This is a genomic window from Bacteroides congonensis, assembly GCF_900130125.1.
Taxonomy (GTDB): domain Bacteria; phylum Bacteroidota; class Bacteroidia; order Bacteroidales; family Bacteroidaceae; genus Bacteroides; species Bacteroides congonensis.
This window is the reverse complement of record NZ_FQXY01000009.1, coordinates 923,244-941,588: the sequence shown is the minus strand read 5'-3', so window position 1 is coordinate 941,588 and position 18,345 is coordinate 923,244. Positions and strand designations below refer to the sequence as shown.

At 35.0% G+C, this 18,345-nt stretch carries 21 protein-coding genes; 17 read left to right on the top strand and 4 right to left on the bottom strand.

The genetic code is table 11. The annotated features are described in order from the left end of the window. The first annotated feature begins 21 nt into the window (after positions 1–21). The 3 genes from uvrA (at position 22) to BQ7997_RS10610 (ending at position 5,184) form a co-directional block, all read left to right on the top strand. Positions 22–2,847 carry an excinuclease ABC subunit UvrA gene (uvrA, locus tag BQ7997_RS10620; RefSeq protein WP_073346541.1) on the top strand — a complete coding sequence of 942 codons (2,826 nt, stop codon included), beginning with the start codon at positions 22–24 and terminating at the stop codon, positions 2,845–2,847. A gap of 82 nt (positions 2,848–2,929) precedes the next feature. Continuing rightward, positions 2,930–3,409 (top strand): Cys-tRNA(Pro) deacylase, encoded by a 480-nt coding sequence (gene ybaK / locus BQ7997_RS10615; protein ID WP_073346101.1) that lies wholly within the window; start codon positions 2,930–2,932, stop codon positions 3,407–3,409. 107 nt (positions 3,410–3,516) lie between these two features. Further along, the gene (locus BQ7997_RS10610; RefSeq protein ID WP_022139281.1) at positions 3,517–5,184 is read left to right on the top strand and encodes a peptide MFS transporter; all 1,668 of its coding nucleotides are present in this window, start codon (positions 3,517–3,519) and stop codon (positions 5,182–5,184) included. Between the two features lie 75 nt (positions 5,185–5,259). On the opposite strand, the gene BQ7997_RS10605 is transcribed toward BQ7997_RS10610, so the two are convergent. The 4 genes from BQ7997_RS10605 to BQ7997_RS10590 all read right to left on the bottom strand — a co-directional run bounded on the left by BQ7997_RS10605 (position 5,260) and on the right by BQ7997_RS10590 (position 8,022). Beyond that, on the bottom strand, positions 5,260–5,757 hold the full coding sequence (locus BQ7997_RS10605) for a GNAT family N-acetyltransferase (protein WP_044653893.1): 498 nt from the start codon (positions 5,755–5,757) through the stop codon (positions 5,260–5,262). Positions 5,758–6,048: 291 nt separating this feature from the next. After that, positions 6,049–6,543, bottom strand: a complete 495-nt coding sequence (locus BQ7997_RS10600; RefSeq protein ID WP_073346099.1) for a DNA-deoxyinosine glycosylase — start codon at positions 6,541–6,543, stop codon at positions 6,049–6,051. Between the two features lie 46 nt (positions 6,544–6,589). Then, a complete protein-coding gene (locus tag BQ7997_RS10595) occupies positions 6,590–7,048 on the bottom strand; it encodes a DUF6808 domain-containing protein (protein WP_073346098.1) in 459 nt (152 codons plus the stop codon). Positions 7,049–7,095: 47 nt separating this feature from the next. Continuing rightward, a complete protein-coding gene (locus tag BQ7997_RS10590) occupies positions 7,096–8,022 on the bottom strand; it encodes a hypothetical protein (RefSeq protein ID WP_073346096.1) in 927 nt (308 codons plus the stop codon). 189 nt (positions 8,023–8,211) lie between these two features. Between BQ7997_RS10590 and BQ7997_RS10585 the strand changes: the two genes are divergently transcribed. From BQ7997_RS10585 to BQ7997_RS10520, 14 genes are all read left to right on the top strand, one after another. After that, complete coding sequence (locus tag BQ7997_RS10585) at positions 8,212–8,823, top strand: hypothetical protein (RefSeq protein ID WP_073346095.1); 612 nt, start codon at positions 8,212–8,214, stop codon at positions 8,821–8,823. Between the two features lie 1,037 nt (positions 8,824–9,860). After that, positions 9,861–10,367 (top strand): hypothetical protein, encoded by a 507-nt coding sequence (locus BQ7997_RS10580; protein WP_073346094.1) that lies wholly within the window; start codon positions 9,861–9,863, stop codon positions 10,365–10,367. Positions 10,368–10,387: 20 nt separating this feature from the next. Further along, entirely contained in the window at positions 10,388–10,558 is a 171-nt protein-coding gene (locus BQ7997_RS25490) for a hypothetical protein (RefSeq protein WP_159436757.1), read from the top strand. Between the two features lie 45 nt (positions 10,559–10,603). Further along, complete coding sequence (locus BQ7997_RS10575; RefSeq protein WP_073346092.1) at positions 10,604–11,632, top strand: hypothetical protein; 1,029 nt, start codon at positions 10,604–10,606, stop codon at positions 11,630–11,632. Between the two features lie 474 nt (positions 11,633–12,106). Next, the gene (locus BQ7997_RS10570; protein ID WP_139260899.1) at positions 12,107–12,442 is read left to right on the top strand and encodes a hypothetical protein; all 336 of its coding nucleotides are present in this window, start codon (positions 12,107–12,109) and stop codon (positions 12,440–12,442) included. Then, entirely contained in the window at positions 12,435–13,139 is a 705-nt protein-coding gene (locus BQ7997_RS10565) for a BspA family leucine-rich repeat surface protein (RefSeq protein WP_073346089.1), read from the top strand. The genes BQ7997_RS10570 and BQ7997_RS10565 overlap by 8 nt, the downstream gene beginning before the upstream one ends. Positions 13,140–13,162: 23 nt before the next feature. Further along, the gene (locus BQ7997_RS10560) at positions 13,163–13,420 is read left to right on the top strand and encodes a hypothetical protein (RefSeq protein ID WP_073346087.1); all 258 of its coding nucleotides are present in this window, start codon (positions 13,163–13,165) and stop codon (positions 13,418–13,420) included. A 32-nt stretch (positions 13,421–13,452) separates the two neighbouring features. Further along, positions 13,453–13,788, top strand: coding sequence for a hypothetical protein (locus BQ7997_RS10555; protein WP_139260898.1), 336 nt, complete (start codon positions 13,453–13,455; stop codon positions 13,786–13,788). Beyond that, positions 13,788–14,816 carry a BspA family leucine-rich repeat surface protein gene (locus BQ7997_RS10550; RefSeq protein ID WP_073346084.1) on the top strand — a complete coding sequence of 343 codons (1,029 nt, stop codon included), beginning with the start codon at positions 13,788–13,790 and terminating at the stop codon, positions 14,814–14,816. Before BQ7997_RS10555 ends, BQ7997_RS10550 begins: the two co-directional genes overlap by 1 nt. 27 nt (positions 14,817–14,843) lie before the next feature. Continuing rightward, positions 14,844–15,065 (top strand): hypothetical protein, encoded by a 222-nt coding sequence (locus tag BQ7997_RS10545; RefSeq protein ID WP_073346082.1) that lies wholly within the window; start codon positions 14,844–14,846, stop codon positions 15,063–15,065. A 112-nt stretch (positions 15,066–15,177) separates the two neighbouring features. Further along, positions 15,178–15,489, top strand: coding sequence for a hypothetical protein (locus BQ7997_RS10540; protein WP_073346081.1), 312 nt, complete (start codon positions 15,178–15,180; stop codon positions 15,487–15,489). 416 nt (positions 15,490–15,905) lie between these two features. Then, positions 15,906–16,223: an HNH endonuclease gene (locus BQ7997_RS10530; protein ID WP_073346078.1), complete on the top strand. Its 318-nt coding sequence runs from the start codon at positions 15,906–15,908 to the stop codon at positions 16,221–16,223. 27 nt (positions 16,224–16,250) lie between these two features. Continuing rightward, a complete protein-coding gene (locus BQ7997_RS10525; RefSeq protein ID WP_073346076.1) occupies positions 16,251–16,634 on the top strand; it encodes a hypothetical protein in 384 nt (127 codons plus the stop codon). 6 nt (positions 16,635–16,640) lie between these two features. After that, positions 16,641–18,323, top strand: coding sequence for a terminase large subunit (locus BQ7997_RS10520; RefSeq protein WP_073346074.1), 1,683 nt, complete (start codon positions 16,641–16,643; stop codon positions 18,321–18,323). Positions 18,324–18,345: the final 22 nt, after the last annotated feature.

Below are 18,345 nucleotides of genomic sequence, written 5' to 3'. Positions count from 1 at the left end.
ACATTTATGGAAGATATGAATATGCAGGAAACAGAATATATCAACGTGTACGGTGCGCGCGTACACAATTTGAAGGATATTGATGCCGAGATTCCCCGCAACAGTCTGACTGTCATCACAGGACTAAGCGGAAGTGGTAAATCTTCTCTGGCTTTTGATACAATTTTTGCTGAAGGACAACGCCGCTATATCGAGACCTTTTCAGCGTATGCCCGCAATTTTCTGGGTAACCTGGAACGTCCGGACGTCGATAAGATAACAGGCTTGAGCCCGGTTATTTCCATTGAACAGAAAACAACGAATAAAAATCCCCGTTCTACCGTAGGGACAACGACCGAGATATACGATTATCTCCGTCTGCTCTACGCCCGTGCGGGAGTGGCTTATTCGTACCTGTCCGGTGAGGAAATGGTGAAATATACCGAAGAACAGATTCTGGACTTGATCCTGAAGGATTATAAGGGAAAGAAAATATATCTGCTTGCCCCGCTGGTTCGTGCCCGTAAGGGACATTACCGGGAACTGTTTGAGCAAATACGCAAAAAAGGATACTTATATGTACGTGTAGATGGTGAAGTGCGTGAAATAACGCATGGCATGAAACTCGACCGCTATAAGAACCATGATGTCGAAGTGGTTATCGATAAATTGGTGGTGACTGAAAAGGATGACCGACGCCTGAAACAGAGCGTGGCAACTGCCATGCGCCAAGGTGACGGCCTGATGATGATTCTGGATACCCAGTCGGAAAACATCCGTCATTACAGTAAACGTCTCATGTGTCCGGTCACCGGATTGTCATACCGTGAACCGGCTCCGCATAATTTCTCGTTCAACTCTCCACAAGGAGCGTGTCCGAAGTGTAAAGGACTGGGTGTAGTCAATCAGATTGATGTGGATAAAGTGATTCCCGACCGTGATCTTTCTATTTATGAAGGTGCAATAGCGCCTTTGGGAAAATATAAGAATGCCATGATTTTCTGGCAAATCGGAGCGCTGCTTGATAAGTACGACGCAACATTGAAAACTCCCGTAAAGGAATTACCCGATGATGCGATTGACGAAGTCCTGTATGGCTCTGACGAACGGATTAAAATCAAAAGTTCCCTGATCGGAACTTCCTCTGACTACTTCGTCACTTACGAAGGTGTGGTGAAGTATATCCAAATGTTACAGGAGAAAGACGCCTCTGCTACGGCACAGAAATGGGCGGAACAATTTGCTAAAACAACTGTTTGTCCCGAATGTAAAGGCGCCCGATTGAATAAGGAAGCGTTGCATTTCCGTATTCACGATAAGAATATCAACGAACTGGCCAATATGGACATCAACGAGTTATATGACTGGTTGATGAAAGTCGATGAGTTCCTTTCCGATAAACAGAAGAAAATTGCGGTGGAAATCCTGAAAGAGATCCGTACCCGTTTGAAGTTTCTGTTGGATGTCGGTTTGGACTACCTGGCGTTGAACCGTAGTTCTGTCAGCCTTTCCGGTGGAGAGAGCCAGCGTATCCGTTTGGCAACGCAAATCGGCTCCCAGTTGGTGAATGTACTTTATATTCTTGACGAGCCGAGTATCGGTCTGCATCAACGCGATAACCTGCGTCTTATCAATTCATTGAAAGAACTCCGTGACATGGGAAACTCCGTGATTGTAGTGGAACATGATAAAGATATGATGTTGGCTGCCGATTACGTTATTGATATGGGGCCGAAAGCCGGTCGCCTGGGTGGAGAAGTAGTCTTTGCCGGAACTCCGCAGGAGATGGTAAAGACCGACACAATGACTTCCCAATACCTGAATGGACAAATGAAGATAGAAGTTCCCGCCAAACGCAGAAAAGGAAACGGAAAATCTATTTGGCTGAAAGGGGCGAAAGGCAATAACCTGAAAAATGTTTCTGTCGAATTTCCATTGGGAAAACTGATTTGCGTAACGGGAGTATCGGGAAGTGGAAAGTCTACCTTAATTAATGAGACATTACAACCCATCCTTTCGCAGAAATTCTATCGTTCCTTGCAGGATCCTCTGGAATACGATTCTATTGAAGGATTGGAAAATATAGATAAAGTGGTCAACGTCGACCAGTCTCCACTGGGGCGTACCCCCCGTTCCAATCCTGCCACTTACACCGGTGTATTCTCGGATATCCGTAACCTGTTTGTCGGATTGCCGGAAGCGAAGATTCGCGGTTATAAACCGGGGCGTTTTTCCTTTAATGTTGCGGGTGGTCGTTGCGAAGCATGTACGGGGAATGGCTATAAGACTATTGAAATGAATTTCCTGCCGGATGTCTATGTGCCCTGTGAAGTCTGCCACGGCAAACGTTACAACCGGGAAACACTGGAAGTCCGTTTCAAAGGGAAATCCATAGCCGATGTACTGGATATGACAATCAATCGTGCCGTAGAATTCTTCGAGAACGTACCGCAAATCCTGAATAAAATCAAAGTCATACAGGATGTCGGACTGGGATATATCAAGTTAGGACAATCTTCCACCACTCTTTCCGGCGGCGAGAGTCAACGTGTGAAACTGGCAACGGAACTCTCCAAAAGAGATACTGGCAAGACCCTCTATATCCTGGACGAACCGACTACCGGACTCCATTTTGAAGATATACGTGTATTGATGGGCGTCCTGAACAAACTTGTAGACAAAGGTAACACGGTAATTGTGATCGAGCATAATCTGGACGTGATTAAAATGGCGGATTATATCATCGACATGGGGCCTGAAGGTGGTAAGGGCGGGGGAGAACTCCTTAGCTACGGAACACCCGAAGAAGTTGCGAAGAGCCCTAAAGGATATACACCTAAGTTTCTTCGCGAAGAACTGGGACTTTAATCGGAATCATAAAGTGCCAACTTGCCGGACAGTCTCCGGCGGGTTGGCACTTATCATAGTATACCTTATAAATACAACGAAAATGAAAATCAATAAAACGAATGCCGCACGGCTGCTGGACAAGGCGAAAATAGCTTATGAGCTAATTCCCTATGAAGTAGATGAAAATGACCTGAGCGCCGTTCACGTAGCAGCAAACTTAGGCGAGAACATAGAGCAAGTATTCAAAACGCTCGTTCTTCACGGTGACAAGAGCGGATATTTTGTCTGCGTCATCCCGGGCGAACACGAAGTCGATTTAAAATTGGCAGCCAAAGCTTCCGGTAACAAGAAATGCGATTTGATACCTGTGAAAGAACTTCTTCCACTTACCGGCTATATCCGGGGTGGTTGTTCTCCTATCGGCATGAAGAAACATTTTCCTACCTATATTCATGAAACTTGCCGGCAATTTCCGTATATCTATGTCAGTGCCGGAGTTCGGGGACTTCAGATAAAATTGGCTCCGGCAGATTTGATTCGCGAATCGCGGGCGGAAATTTGTCGTTTATTTGAGGAATAAATCCTATTATTTATAGAGCAAATATGACTGCATATTCTTTGAATGAATTAAAAAAAGTATATATTTGCAGAAAATATCAATTTTATTAATCTAATATTCTAGTTTATATGTTTGAAGGACAACCGAAAGGGCTATACGCTTTAGCCTTGGCTAACACGGGCGAACGTTTTGGCTACTACACGATGCTTGCTATCTTTACACTTTTCTTACAAGCGAAATTTGGTTACACAGCAGCAGAGACTTCTACAATTTTTGGTTCATTTCTGGCAGCAGTTTATTTTATGCCTCTTATTGGCGGTATCTTGGCTGACAAGTGTGGTTATGGTAAGATGGTGACGACCGGTATCGTTGTCATGTTTATCGGTTATCTGTTGCTGGCGATTCCTACGGCAGCGAGTCTCACCGGTAAGATGATGATGTTCGGTTCACTGTTTCTGATTGCTTGCGGAACAGGACTCTTTAAAGGAAACTTGCAGGTAATGGTAGGTAACCTCTATGATTCTCCGGAATATAGTTCAAAGCGCGACACTGCTTTCAGCTTATTCTATATGGCAATCAACGTAGGTGCTTTATTTGCTCCGACGGCTGCAACCAAAGTTACCAACTATATCTTAGGTGGTGCAGGATTTACTTATAACGCTCAAATTCCTTCATTGGCACATCAATTCCTTAACGGAACTATTACTCCGGAAGGAAACGCCGCCCTTAGCGGATTGCAGGCTGCGCAAGGCTTTGCCGGTGATACAGCCGCATTCTGTAATATCTATATTGAGAAACTGTCAGAAGCCTATAACTATGGTTTTGCCGTAGCCTGTATTTCTCTGATTATTTCAATGGCAATCTATGTGTGCTGCCGTTCCATGTTCAAACATGCGGATTATAACTCCAAGCAGGCTAAAGCTGTAAATAACAACAATAATGAACCGGAATTGACTCCGGCACAGACGAAAGAACGTATTGTTGCTTTGTTGCTTGTATTTGCTGTGGTTATCTTCTTCTGGATGGCATTCCATCAGAATGGTTTGACAATGACATTCTTTGCACGTGACTATACGACTCAATCCGTGACTGGACTTGATCGTCTTGGATTCGATGTATGGAATCTGGTTCTTGTCATTATTGCCGTTTATGGTGCATTCTCTCTTTTCCAGTCCAAAACAGGTCGTGGTAAAGCGATTGCAGGTGTTGCTGTGCTAGCTTCATTGGGTATATTGGCGTGGAGCTATTCTTCCATGGATTCAACCGTAGAAATCCTTCCTCAAATATTCCAGCAGTTCAATCCGTTCTTTGTAGTGGCTCTGACTCCGGTTTCTTTGGCTGTCTTTGGTTATTTGGCCAAGAGAAAGAAAGAACCTTCCGCACCCCGTAAAATCGGTATCGGTATGGTGATTGCAGCCTGTGGTTTCTTGATTCTGGCTGTTGGCTCTATGGGATTGCCTACTCCGAAAGAAGTGGAAACAGCAGGTATTAGCCCGGATGTCCTGGTTTCTCCCAACTGGTTGATCTCTACTTATCTCGTATTGACTTTTGCAGAGTTGTTGCTTTCTCCGATGGGTATTTCTTTCGTGTCGAAAGTAGCTCCTCCCAAGTATAAAGGTATGATGATGGGTGGCTGGTTCGTAGCTACGGCTATCGGTAACTATCTGGTTGCCATTATCGGTTATCTGTGGGGTGGCATGCAACTGTGGATGGTATGGAGTGTATTGATCGTATGCTGTCTGTTATCAGCCCTGTTCATCTTCTCTATCATGAAGAAACTTGAAAAAGTAGCTTAAAATAAATCTAGTAAATAATACCGGATTATAATCATAAGAAAAGGCTTGCAGAACACAATCTGCAAGCCTTTTCCATTAAATATCCAGTCCCATTATATAATCATTCATATAATAACCGTTACCAATTGGAAAATCCCCTTCCCGCAGTTTCCTCATTCCCATATGCTCATAAAACTGCAATGCCTTATTGTTACGATTTACATTCAGCTCCATCAGGCAAGGTTCCGGATGCACTTCCTTTATATACTTGACCGCTTCTTTAAACAGGAAACTACCACAGTGCGTTCCCTGAAAGCGGGGAAGGACATAAATCTTCTGAAGATGAAAAACGTCTTTTTCCTGTTGCTGCACAGAAACATATCCGCATAGTTCACCGTCTTTGTGAGCGATGAAATAGACATGCCCTTCTTCTTCCATTTGCTTGAGAATATTTCGGGGGGCATACATCCAGTCCATCATATAATCCAGTTGTTCGGGAGATAAAATCTCATTGTAAGTGGCGGGAAACACTTCCTTTGCCATCTTATTGATAAGTTCGCAATCGTCGGCCGTTGCTTTTCGAATAGTAAACATACGTATTTTCTTTTTTGTGGTTTAACGGGCACAAATATAGACATTATTTCTTTTTATAATAAGGTGTAAGCTCTCTAATGTTTTAATTATTATTAATTTATAGTACTTTGTAATGCAAGGTACTAAAGTAATGCATATATTTGTGCCATACAAAAGAAGAGAATAATGAAAGTAGACAATGTAAATACATTATGTTTATATTATATATAATGCTTGAAATAGAGTTAATTTACTGATAATCAATTTGATATTATTCTGTTGTGTGATTGGTTAAAAAAATATAAACCTAGACTAGAGAGAAAGTAAATCTTGCCAATTAGCTAATTTCTCTTTAAAGTATATCATTCTATTTCCTGACGTTGATTCGGCTATATAAGTTAAAGTGGTAATATTAGGAAACTCTTTCTTAAAGACTTTTGCTGCTTCTTGACCGTTGAATATTATTTTCTTGATATTCGGATGGTTGCCTAATAATTCGTCTAATTTATGATATTCTATATTTTTCTTGTCTATTTTGCTGTCTGAATTTCCCAGTCTTGCAGCCCAACTATATACATCACATAGAGCTATTTTATTTTTCTTCAATACCTCTTTTCTTTTGGGATAATTGTTAGGTACTATATCTTTGTCCTCATATATTTTATAAATTAGTTTCCAAAAACTGTTGTGACTAGTATTAGCATAATACTGTTCGCTGCATATTGATATGCCGCTTGGGAATGTTCCTACAATTAGTATTTCTGAATCATTATCTATAAATGGTTCTAGTCCTTTTTCTTTTTCCATAATATTGTATTTTGATGTTTCACAAAAATAATCAAATAAATTCTACTTAGAGATTATAATTAATTGAAAATCCAATATATACATCAAATTTTTTATTAAATGCTCCATATCCCACACCAACAGCAGGATTAATACTCCACTTCTTTGTCTTGTAGGTTATTTTATTGATGTATTGAATTTGATTTTTATTAAAAATAAAAATGGAATCTAAATTAGCTCTATAACCACTAATGACGGCTCTATAAGTGGTATCTTCATAAACTTTAGTTTCAATTGGTATATCAACCAATACGGGAATAGAATCAATACTATATAAGGTATCTCTTACTATTCTATCTACGTATTGAATAACAGGTTTAGGCTCTATTATCCTGATTGTATCTGTTTTTATAATGGTGATAGTATCTGTTATCCGTATGACTTCTTCTTTTCTATTATTAGAGCAACAACGAATACAGGTAACAACAATGATAATTATAATTAGTAGGTTAGCTTCAATTTTCATAACTCTTTTTCTTATTATGATTTTATAATAAGAAAGGCTATGAGTTGCTAAGTCAATTTGGTAAGTACTTTCTTTTCTGTCTTCAATTCGTTAGGGATTTCAATACCATATCTTTCGAGTTGTTGACAAATATATTCAATCTTCCACTCCTTATCAATTAATAGTGAAGGGCTATGGATATACTTGTAAGCCGCATTATTAGCCCTATTCTGTAAGATGTATTCTTTGTCAATTACATAATTGGCGACCTTAATAAGTAACTCCTGATTATCTTTTAGAACGTCACGGAGCATATAATATAACACTCCAATTCGTTTTATATCATATCCCTTGTATTTGATAATTTCATTTTCTATATCTATATCTTCTTCAATGACATTAATTTTAGGCTTGCTTGAATTAATGAAATACTTGTAATACAGATTTTCATCATAATGTTCTGATTGAGATATATTTACTTTCAATCCTCTTCTAATCATTTCATCATATATGATGTAGGAATCCTCAACGTTTACCCCTTCAAAAATACCTGTCTCTATTTCAATCACTAGATTAAAGAATAAGTCTTCAAGTGATTGAATCGGATAGCAACGGTTGATGTATTCAATGACCTCTATATTTTCAAAATAAGAAGAAAGTAGTTCCATTAATACAGAGCGTGATAACTCAAATGAGTTAATTATCTCGTTTACCTTGTAACCATATATGTTGCAAAATGGTATCGTAACTAAAGCACCATCGAAAGATTGTAACGTTCCAATAATCTTATTAAGTAATTCAATCCATTGTTTGGTCTTGACGGTACGAAGTAATTTGGTTTCTTGCTTTAAACAGAGTATGACGGTTAAGTTATATATGTACTTATCACGAAGTTCACTGTTATGTGTTGAGTGTTGGATTATGCCGTATACTAAACTATATTCGTCACCTTCTAGTAAATCCTTAATAAAATCTGTATCAGTTATATATTTCATAATATCAGTATTTGATTGACAAAAATACACAATTGTTTTTGATTAATCCAATAAGTCTTGGATTATCCTATTGGATTATGTTTGGATAGTCCAAAAGGTAAAACTCTCAATTTTCCTGTTTCTAAACTCTATCTTTGCAAGGTGAAAACGAAAATAAATTGAGTATAAACATTTATAAATAAAAAAGTTATGAAGAAATTTTTATCAGAAAAATTAAACAATGCAAAGTATGAAGCAATCCAAAATGCTAAAACAACTTTCAAATATCTGAAAGAAGTAAGAAACAACAAGCTCATTCAAGCTATTAAAGAAGGTAAGTCTAATGAGCAGCTAAAGAGAATAAGTATTGATGCGATAGTTGATGAGATTAAATTTGTTATTATGTCAAAAGGCTATTCAGGCAAACTTGAAAATTTCGATGTCGATTTATTCATCTTCAGGAACTTCAAGAAAAGTCTCTTTAGTGTTACCTCAACGGATTTAAAAGCGATAAGAGCAGCCGTGAAATCATTTAATAATGTACAACGAATAAGACTTGATGAATTTAATTTCATTAGTGTTGAGTATATTGAATCACCAGTAGTACCTGTTGCTGAAGAACCAGTGAAAGACGAAGCCATTCAAGTTGAAGTCGAACAAGTTCCCATTGAAACACTACCTGTACTTTACAATAAAGTAGTAAATGATGATATAGAAGAAGTAGAATATGAAGAAGTTCCCAATACAGACCGTAAACCTTCCGATTTTATTAGGCAGCAGCAAAGATTCGTTCCTAACTTCAATTGGGGTAGGCTTTTTTAGGGGGTACTATTTTTCAGGGGGGATAGTTTTTTAATAGGGGGTATGTTTTTTGAGGTGATAATTAATTTGATATGTAGATTTTAATTTTGTTATATGAGCGCTCATACTTAATTACTAGTAGTCTGATGAAGATAACTAGTGTATTTAATTTCTCTTTTATTCATCAATATATATCATTAGATAATTGATAATAAGTAGGATAACAACTAAAACATATATGCTTGAAAGAATACCTCAATACCATTATCAAGCATCAACCACACGGCACACTACATACCACAATCTAATCAAAACTAAATTTAATAGATAAATAAAAATAGATATTCAATTACATTTCTATTTATTTGATATAATAGAATAAATCCTATTTGAGAACAGCTATACCTATATATAACAACGTATATCAATACCATAATAACAATGAAGCCTGAATATCATAACAACTATATTAAATACCATCAATTGAATAAAGAACTAGTATTCCAAGCTATCAAAATACCTATATATCCAATCACCATATCATAATCAATCCGACATTCAGTTGAATTGATAAACATCTATGTACCAATATCGTAGATAACATATTTCTATATCTACTAACCAATGTTTAACCACCAATCACCCAAATTTAAATTCCATCTGAACTGAAATAAAAACCAAATCAACAACAAAATTAAATTCAAAATAAATTTTTTGCAAAACAAAATAAAAATAGAATCAAGAAAAAATCAAAATAAAAATTGAAATCCCAAATCCAAGTTAAGGAGAAAATTAAAAAATATTTTTTTTCAAATCGATTAATTTTACCGATTAAATTGAGTTAAAAACCGTTAATGATAAAAATTCGATGAAAAGGCACATTTTTAAAACTACTCAAAATAAAATCAATCAAAAATAGATTCAAGTATTAAAATTCAGAATAGAAATTAATAAAAAAGCGTTTTAACACGTTTAACATCTAACTTTGTCAGCGACAACAGGCGAAAAGGCACTGTTTGAAGTATGTAAAAATATTTTTAATTTAATTTTATAAGCGTATGGAAAAGGATTTTTTAATAATGCAAGTAGACGAGCGTATAAGATTGACAAAAGCCCTTGTACGAGATTTAAACAAAGCTATCGAAGTGATTAATACCTTCAATAATAAGGTATATAATAAGCGATTAGTATCTGCTATCCAGTCGGTTATTAATAATGATATATATCAAGATTCATATTATAAAAATCGATTGGTTTTAACTCAAAAGAAGGGGAACGAACTAATATACAAAGAACGTTCCTTTTATTTAAAAAGGCGAGATGTATATTTATTTATCGCTCTTACTGATAACAGGATTAATTCAGAGAAAACAGTTCTCAATATTAATAATGTGATTAATCAGGAACTCAAAACGGTTGAGGATTTAAAACAGTCTATCCTATTATTTGATAAGGAAAGACAGGAAAGGGACTATATTAAACAGCTAGCAGAAGCCTATGAAAAGAAGTATCCGAAATTCATAAAAGGTGCATTTTCATTTACAAATTATAAATACGAAATATAAATCAATTAATATTTAAAACTATGGCTTATTATAAATCAGATTGGGCGGAACGGGCTATGGAATTGTTAAACAAACAGTTTCCAAATGTCGCTTTAGACATTAAACAGGATTTTCTTTGGGGTTATTGGGAGAACCTAGAAAGTGACGAAACAAATTTACAAAACTTCAAAGAAATACTATCCAACTATTAATTATTAACTGAATATCAATTTATTAATCAATTTAATTTTACAGTTATGAAAACATTAGATTTATTTGCAGCGAACAACGAAGTACAAGTAATTAACAACGAAATTACAGTTGAAAACATTCTTCTTTCTGAAGCCGATGAAAATCAGCTATTAAATGCAATATCAGATAATAATGTATATTTTGAGCCTTTTACAGAAACGGAAAAAACAAAGGGTATTTCATTGCAACAACTTGCCGAAAGTGCTGACATAGTAGACATCAAAGGAACGTTATCTAATGAGATAAACGCCTATCAATTAATCAATCAAGTGACGAGTATTTGCAATGAATATAATTTGATGTATGAGATAAAAGATTTGTTTGTAGCGGATAACAAAAACAAGGCTTTAGGGAACGGTATTTCAATAAATAAACAGTTGTGCGAAGCCTATCAAACAGAGAATCAAACTACTAATATACCTTTTAAAGCCGTTACTTTCAACCGTGTATTTGCCAACATAAACCTAAACGATATGAGTAATAGTACACACATTGCTAATATCGTAGTAGCAAGTAATCAGAAAGGTTTACAGGTGGCGATTGGTGCGAACTGTTACGCTTGCCGTAATCAAACAATATTAGGTGCAAAAAATATGGCAAGCACATACGGAACAAGTGACAAAATAAAGAATATAAGCGACTTTATCACCCGTGTACGTGAAATGATTAGAGATTACTCTTTTGATAGAGACGTAAATATATTAAACAAGATGAAGCAAATAAGAATCGATACGGCTACTATCTACCAAATGATTGGCGAACTTACTGCAATACGGTGTGCATACGATTCTAAAATAAAGACTATCAAAGGATTGATTAATAGCGATGTTTACCCGTTGAATCAATCACAAATTTGTAAGTTCACGGAAAGTTTACTATTGACATTCAAAAATAAGGGTACATTATCCTTGTACGATGTTTATCAGTCGGCAACGGCTTTATATAAAGTTGCAAGTATGGACTTGCCAAACGTTCTACCACAAAACAATGCTTTCGCATCATATCTAAACGAACGCTATAATTTAGATATGTAAGTACTACCTATATATCCTTTGTTTGGGCTAGCTATTAATTTAGCTAGCCTTTTTTTTGTTCCTATATATCTAGTAACTAAATACTTGGTACTGTTTTTCTCATTATATATCGCTATTTGTTAAGAGCTATTTTAAAGCCGTATAAGCCACTCTAATACATTATAGATATATCCCCACACATCAATAAAGAAAATCAAATACAAACCAAATAAACAACCAAATAGAATGAATAAAAAGTAACTTAACAGGTTGATAATCAGATGTATAAAATATCTGATAGTTAATTTTTTTAAATGTTAATTCATAGGTGGGGTAATGTTTTTTAACAAGTGCCACCCCCTGCCAAACCCACCCTTATCCCCTCCGCACACAAATGCCATTTTTTGAGCTTTTTGCCCTTCACGGACATACGGAATTGAAAAAGGAACGTACATACACGTGTGTACATTATCAATTTTCCAAATAAAGACATAAATGAAAAAGATAATAATGAAAACAATACATAAAAATAACGACCTAGTTTTCGAGCTTGAACTCTATGATACCAATAACCAACCAATTAATACCGATGATTTGAAAGGTGTTGATATTGAGGTGTTTACGCTAACTACAACTGAAGAAAACTATATTAAACTAAATAAACAAGACATAACAGATAACACTATACATATAGATAACTCCCAACTTCAAAAACTTAATGAAGGAATATTGTATGTCGTTGTACATCTTGTATTCTATGATAGTGAGTTCCCTGATGGCTCATACGACTACACTACAAAAATAGAAACAAACTACTACATAAATGAATAAGATAAAATTAAAAGATAAAGACATTAAGATAAAAATTCGGTTATCCAATGTTCAGGTTAATAGTGAATTTGATGTAATGGGGTACGATGGTAGTGAACAGCCATTATTCAGTTATCTTGAATATTCAAAGGATATTGTTAGGAACTGGGATGCAGAGCAAGCACTAATGAATCGATTCAGGGGTGATAAGAACCTAGTATTTTGCCCGTTAGTTGATACTAGTAAGGCTAATAATATGCAGTCTATGTTTAGTGGTTGTGCTAACCTGATGCAAGTTCCCCTGTTAGACACTAGTAACGTAGTACATTTTGACGATATGTTTTATAACTGCTATAATTTAGTTAGTGTTCCTCAATTCAACACAAGTAACCTGTATAGCGCAGGTTTAATGCTAGCAGGGTGCGATAAACTAGTGAGAGTACCACTTTTGAATTTTTCTAAAGCAGAACAGATACGAAATATATTACTAGGTTGTAGCGAGTTAGTAGAACTTGGCGGATTCTCAAATCTATCAGTCAGTTTAGACTTGTCCTCTTCAAGAAAGCTAACGGCAGAAAGTATATTGAATGTCATTAATCAAGCAAAAGATTTATCAAATGAAGGTGGTGCAACACTTACACTGGGAACTACCAATGCAGCCAAATTAACCGAAGAACAAATAGCCATAGCCACCATTAAAGGCTGGACTATCGCTTAAATAACGAATAAAAATAAAAACTAATGAAAGAATTAATATTAAATCAAATTGATAATAAATTTGAATCTGTAATCAATTTAAAATCAGAAAAGGTTATGATTCAAATTGAAGGAACAACTTCATTAACCTTGTATGCAAGCGTGGATGGCACGACTTGGATAGAGCATACTTCAGGAATTGCCATCACCGACACAGACATCATCAATATTGTAAACGCTAAATTTATGATGTATCTAAAAATTGAATCTACCAATAATGTACCTATAAAAATATTAGACTGATGATTTACATAGATTTCAAAAATATAGATGTTATGGGAGTTGTCGATAGTGGTGGTACTGGTGGCGGAACTGACCTTTCTAATTACTATACTAAGAATGAGACAGATGCCAAGTTAGCTGCTAAAGCTAATAAGAATGAGATTCCTGATGTTAATACACTAGCTTCCAAAACCGAATTAAATGCTAAGGTAGATAAGGTATCAGGAAAGGGACTATCTACCAATGACTACACCACTGCCGAAAAAACAAAACTAGCAGGATTGACTAATTACGATGATACAGAATTGAGAACCGAAATAACCAACCTTGATAATAAGATAGGTGACATCAATACAGCGTTGGATAATATAAATGGAGAGATTATCTGATGGGAACTACTACTGATAAATTAAATAAGCTATTAGAAACAAAAGAAGCTATCAAGACGGCAATTAAAGCAAAGAATGTAAGTGTATCGGATTCTGACCCTTTTTCTGTTTATGCTGATAAGATTGAATCCATTTCAACAGGTGGTGGAACTGGTAGTACTGGTGGCTTTGATTGGAGTGAAATAGGTTATGATGAACAACCTCAATCCTTAACTGATGGTTACAACTATGCTAAACAGATTTATAACAGTTGGAATATGAATGACACAATATATTATAATAGTGATGCAAATTTGGTGTATTTTCCTTTGGTTGATACTGCGTTAGTTACTAATCTTGATAATTCATTTGCTAATTGTTCTGCTTTACAAGAATTACCCTTGATTAATACGACTAATGTAAATTCAATGAATGGTGCGTTTACTAATTGTTCATCTTTAAAACATATTCCATTATTAGACACTAGCAACGTAACAAATTTTAGTCAAACGTTCGCTTATTGTAAAAATTTGCAGGAAATACCTGAACTAAATACAAGTAATGCAACACAGATGTATATGATGTTTAGTGATTGTTCGTCTTTGACAACGATACCACTCATAGATACCTCAAAAGTTGAGAATATGAACTCAATGTTTAGTAACTGTTACGCATTAGAAACAATTCCTGAATTAGATACTTCAAGTGCGGTTGCCGTAGAATCGATGTTCAGTATGTGTTCAAAAATAAACAATCTTCCGCTTTTAGATTTTACTAATGTGTCGAACGCTACTAACTTTTTGGGCTATGACTGGGACACCAATATGGCTATCACAAATTTAGTGGGCTTTCATAATTTGAACATTAGTTTTAATGTAAGTAATTGTGTAAATTTGACAACAGAAAGTCTGATGAACATAATTAATGAAGCACTTGATTTAACGACTGGTGGTTGGAATTGTACACTTACACTTGGAGCTACCAACATTGAAAAACTAACAGAAGAACAAATAGCCATAGCCACATCAAAGGGCTGGACTTTAGCTTAAAATAAAAATGAATAAAAACAAATACAAATGAAACAATCAACATATACAGTTCAAATCATACAACCAACCGAAGGTCACATTCTGACCCAAGCGTCAACTGATATTGAGTTATCAGACAGAATTTTCTCTGAAAAAATATTTTTAGGAATTAATGATTCTATTGATAATTGGAAAGAAATAACAATTGAAGAATCAGAAGATTTAAAAACAAAACAAAGAGAATTAATTGAAAAAGAAATAAGAAAATAAAATTGATTTATATTTAAAAAGAAGGGGATTGGAATTGATTTTCAATCCCTTTTTTTATTGCTATTTCCTCACTTTTTGAATTTAATTGATATTTATATATAAAAGAGAAATTATGTGTAATACAAACAATGTTCTGTTTAGGGTAGACGATACCTTATATTCTAAACTCACTAAGATAAAGACTAATTATAAGTTCAGGTCTAATGCAGAACTGGCTAAAACTATTGTCAATGTCTTCTGCAATATCTATTCTCAAAAAAAGAGAAAGGAAGAATCAATAGCGGATATATTCAAGGAATTAGAGGATGGCGAAATGATGTTTGAATATGAGAAGCCCAAACGTAGTCCTTCCAAGAGGACACAAATCACTCTAAATGAGTACTTAAATAACGGAGAAATACTATTAAAAGATGATATTGAATAACAAGTTTGTAAACGAGAACTACATCTTTGAAGAGAAATATATACCGTATTCTTCAAATCTGAAAAACAAAAAATATATCGATAACTGGCTATCACGGAACTATAAAGCTCTGTTCTCTAAATTCAGTCGGAATGACGATAAGATAACGAAAAAAGGCTATTCCAAGAGAGATGTTTTACACGAGACAATAATAAGGATATACATCAATAAGGTTAAATACAAGAATCAGGAAGACTGTGATAATCAACTAAATAATTTCTTTCATATAAAAGTAAAATGAAATATCTGTTCCAATATTGGATAACCAAACATATTCAGATTGGTATTACTAAGAATTTTATCAAGTGTATCAATCTCATTAATAATAAGCACTTTATACTATTTAATGTGTTTTACCTAGACATCTTCATAGAAAAATGAGTAAAAATAAAGACTACATTAAATTAATCAATTGCCATAGATGGCGAAAATTGAGAAATGAGCAGTTGAAAAGGAATCCATTATGTAACGTTTGTGGTGACATTGCTACTGAAGTTCATCATTTGAGACCTATCGAAAGCGAAAAAGAATTTGATAGAATGGAAACTTTAGCTTATGACCCGAATAACCTTCAATCGCTTTGCCATAAGTGCCATTCCGCCACTCATATAGCAATGAAAAAACACAAAAAGCAAACAAATCAAATAATAAACAGAAATAAATTGAATGATTTCTTCAATAGATATTTCAATTAAAAACATAAACTAAAAAAGGAATTAAAAATGAATTTACTAAACATATTAAAAATCGATAAAAATATAAAGAAGTTAATCAATTATCTGACAGAACTACTGACAGAAAAAGGACTTTATGATTCTTCATTGGATATACAGATATTCAATGTTGCTTGTCTACTATTCCAATATAATAAGTTGGTGAATACTTTCGTGAATAGCGAAACAATTGTTGCCAATGCCGTAAGGGGACAGCAAGAACGTTCATATAAGAAGAATCCAATCCTCAATGAATTAGTCAATTGCTCTGAATCTCTACGCAAGAACTTAAAGGAACTAGGATTGAGTTTAGATGCCAAAGTAACAGCCGTACAAGATACAGACCCGTTGAGCAATCTAATATCAGCTATGAATAATATTGATAATGAATAACCTTAAATGACTAAAGATGAAGTAATTGAAAGAATAAAAGATTATGAAATATCAACCGAGCAGCTAATTAAAATCGATTCACGATTGCATATCTATGTTGATGAAGTCTTGAATAATCCCAACCGCCATAATAAGTATGAGATATTAGCCGTATTCAGATTTCTTGATTTTCTTCAAAGAGAAGATTTAATCTTCAATACTAAAGAGGTGAAGAAGTTCATTGTGTTTTACGAAAATCTTAAGTTCCCAAGCAATAAGGGGATGCAGAGCTTTGAGTTGACGCCAGTTCAAGTATTTCAGTTTGCTAATATTTTGGGATTTTATAAAAAAGAATCAGGATATAGGCTATGTCGTGAAGCATTACTTTTTGTGCCTAGAAAGTTTAGCAAAACTACTTCTGTTGCTAGTCTAGCCATCTATGATACATTATTTGGGGATTCTGATGCACAGGCTTATGTTGCTTCAAATTCATTTGCCCAATCTAAAATCTGTTTTGACATTATTAGGAATAGCTTGAAGGCACTTGACCCCAAGTTGTCACATTTCAGACTGAACAGAGAAATAATCTATAATTTAATGCCGAATCGAACTTCTTTTGTTAGATGTTTGTCAACTTCTGCTGATAGGCTAGACGGTTTGAACGCTAGTATGGTGATACTTGATGAATACGCTCAAAGTGATACCGCTGATTTGAAGAATGTGCTCACGTCTTCAATGGGTGTTCGCAAAAATCCCCTTACAGTTACAATTACAACAGCTAGCTCAAAACTTGAAACGCCATTCACCACAATGCTTGACAATTATAAAAAGGTACTAGAAAATGAAATAATCAATGATTCAATTTTCGCTTCAATATTTGAACCTGACGAAGAAGATGATTTATCTAGTGTTGATACTTGGTATAAAGTTCAACCACATCTCAATATCACAGTTAATGAAGAGTTCTATCGGACAGAGCATCAAAAGGCGGTAATGTCGGCAGATGATATGATGGAGTTCAAAACCAAATTATTGAATGTCTTCACCAAGAACGCCACAGAAATTTGGATAGATAAAAATATTATTGAACGAAATACAGAACACTTCGATTTTTCAATGTTAAAAGCTCGTCCTCAATGTATGATATCGGTTGACCTATCAGTCAAAGACGATTTTAGTTGTGTTTGTTACGCTCTTTATGATTCAATCAATAAGAGATTTGTGTTTAAAAATCAATATTACATCCCCAAACAGACGGCAGAGAATCATCCCAATCGGGCAATGTACAAGGAACTGATAGACAAGGGATATTTAATAATTTGTGGTAGTGAAGTTATTGATTATAAGCAAATTGCTAGTGATATTATTGCTAATTCCAAATTTGTTAATATTCTTCAGATTGGATATGACGCATACAGAAGCAAAGAGTTCATTAATATTATAAAGACTTCAGGAATCAGGTGTGCCGTTCCTTATTCACAGACATACAGCAATTTTACTTCACCCGTTGAATCATTTGAATTAGCAGTTTATGAAGGTAGATTGAAATTCGATGATAATCCATTGAACGCCTATTGTATATCTAATGTAATGATTGATGAAGATAAGATGCAGAACAAAAAGCCTATCAAACGGAATAGAAATGATAAAATTGATGGTGCTATTTGTATTCTTATGTGTTTGGGAATGTTCCAAAATTATAAAAGGTGATTTTCAATTTAATCAATAAAAA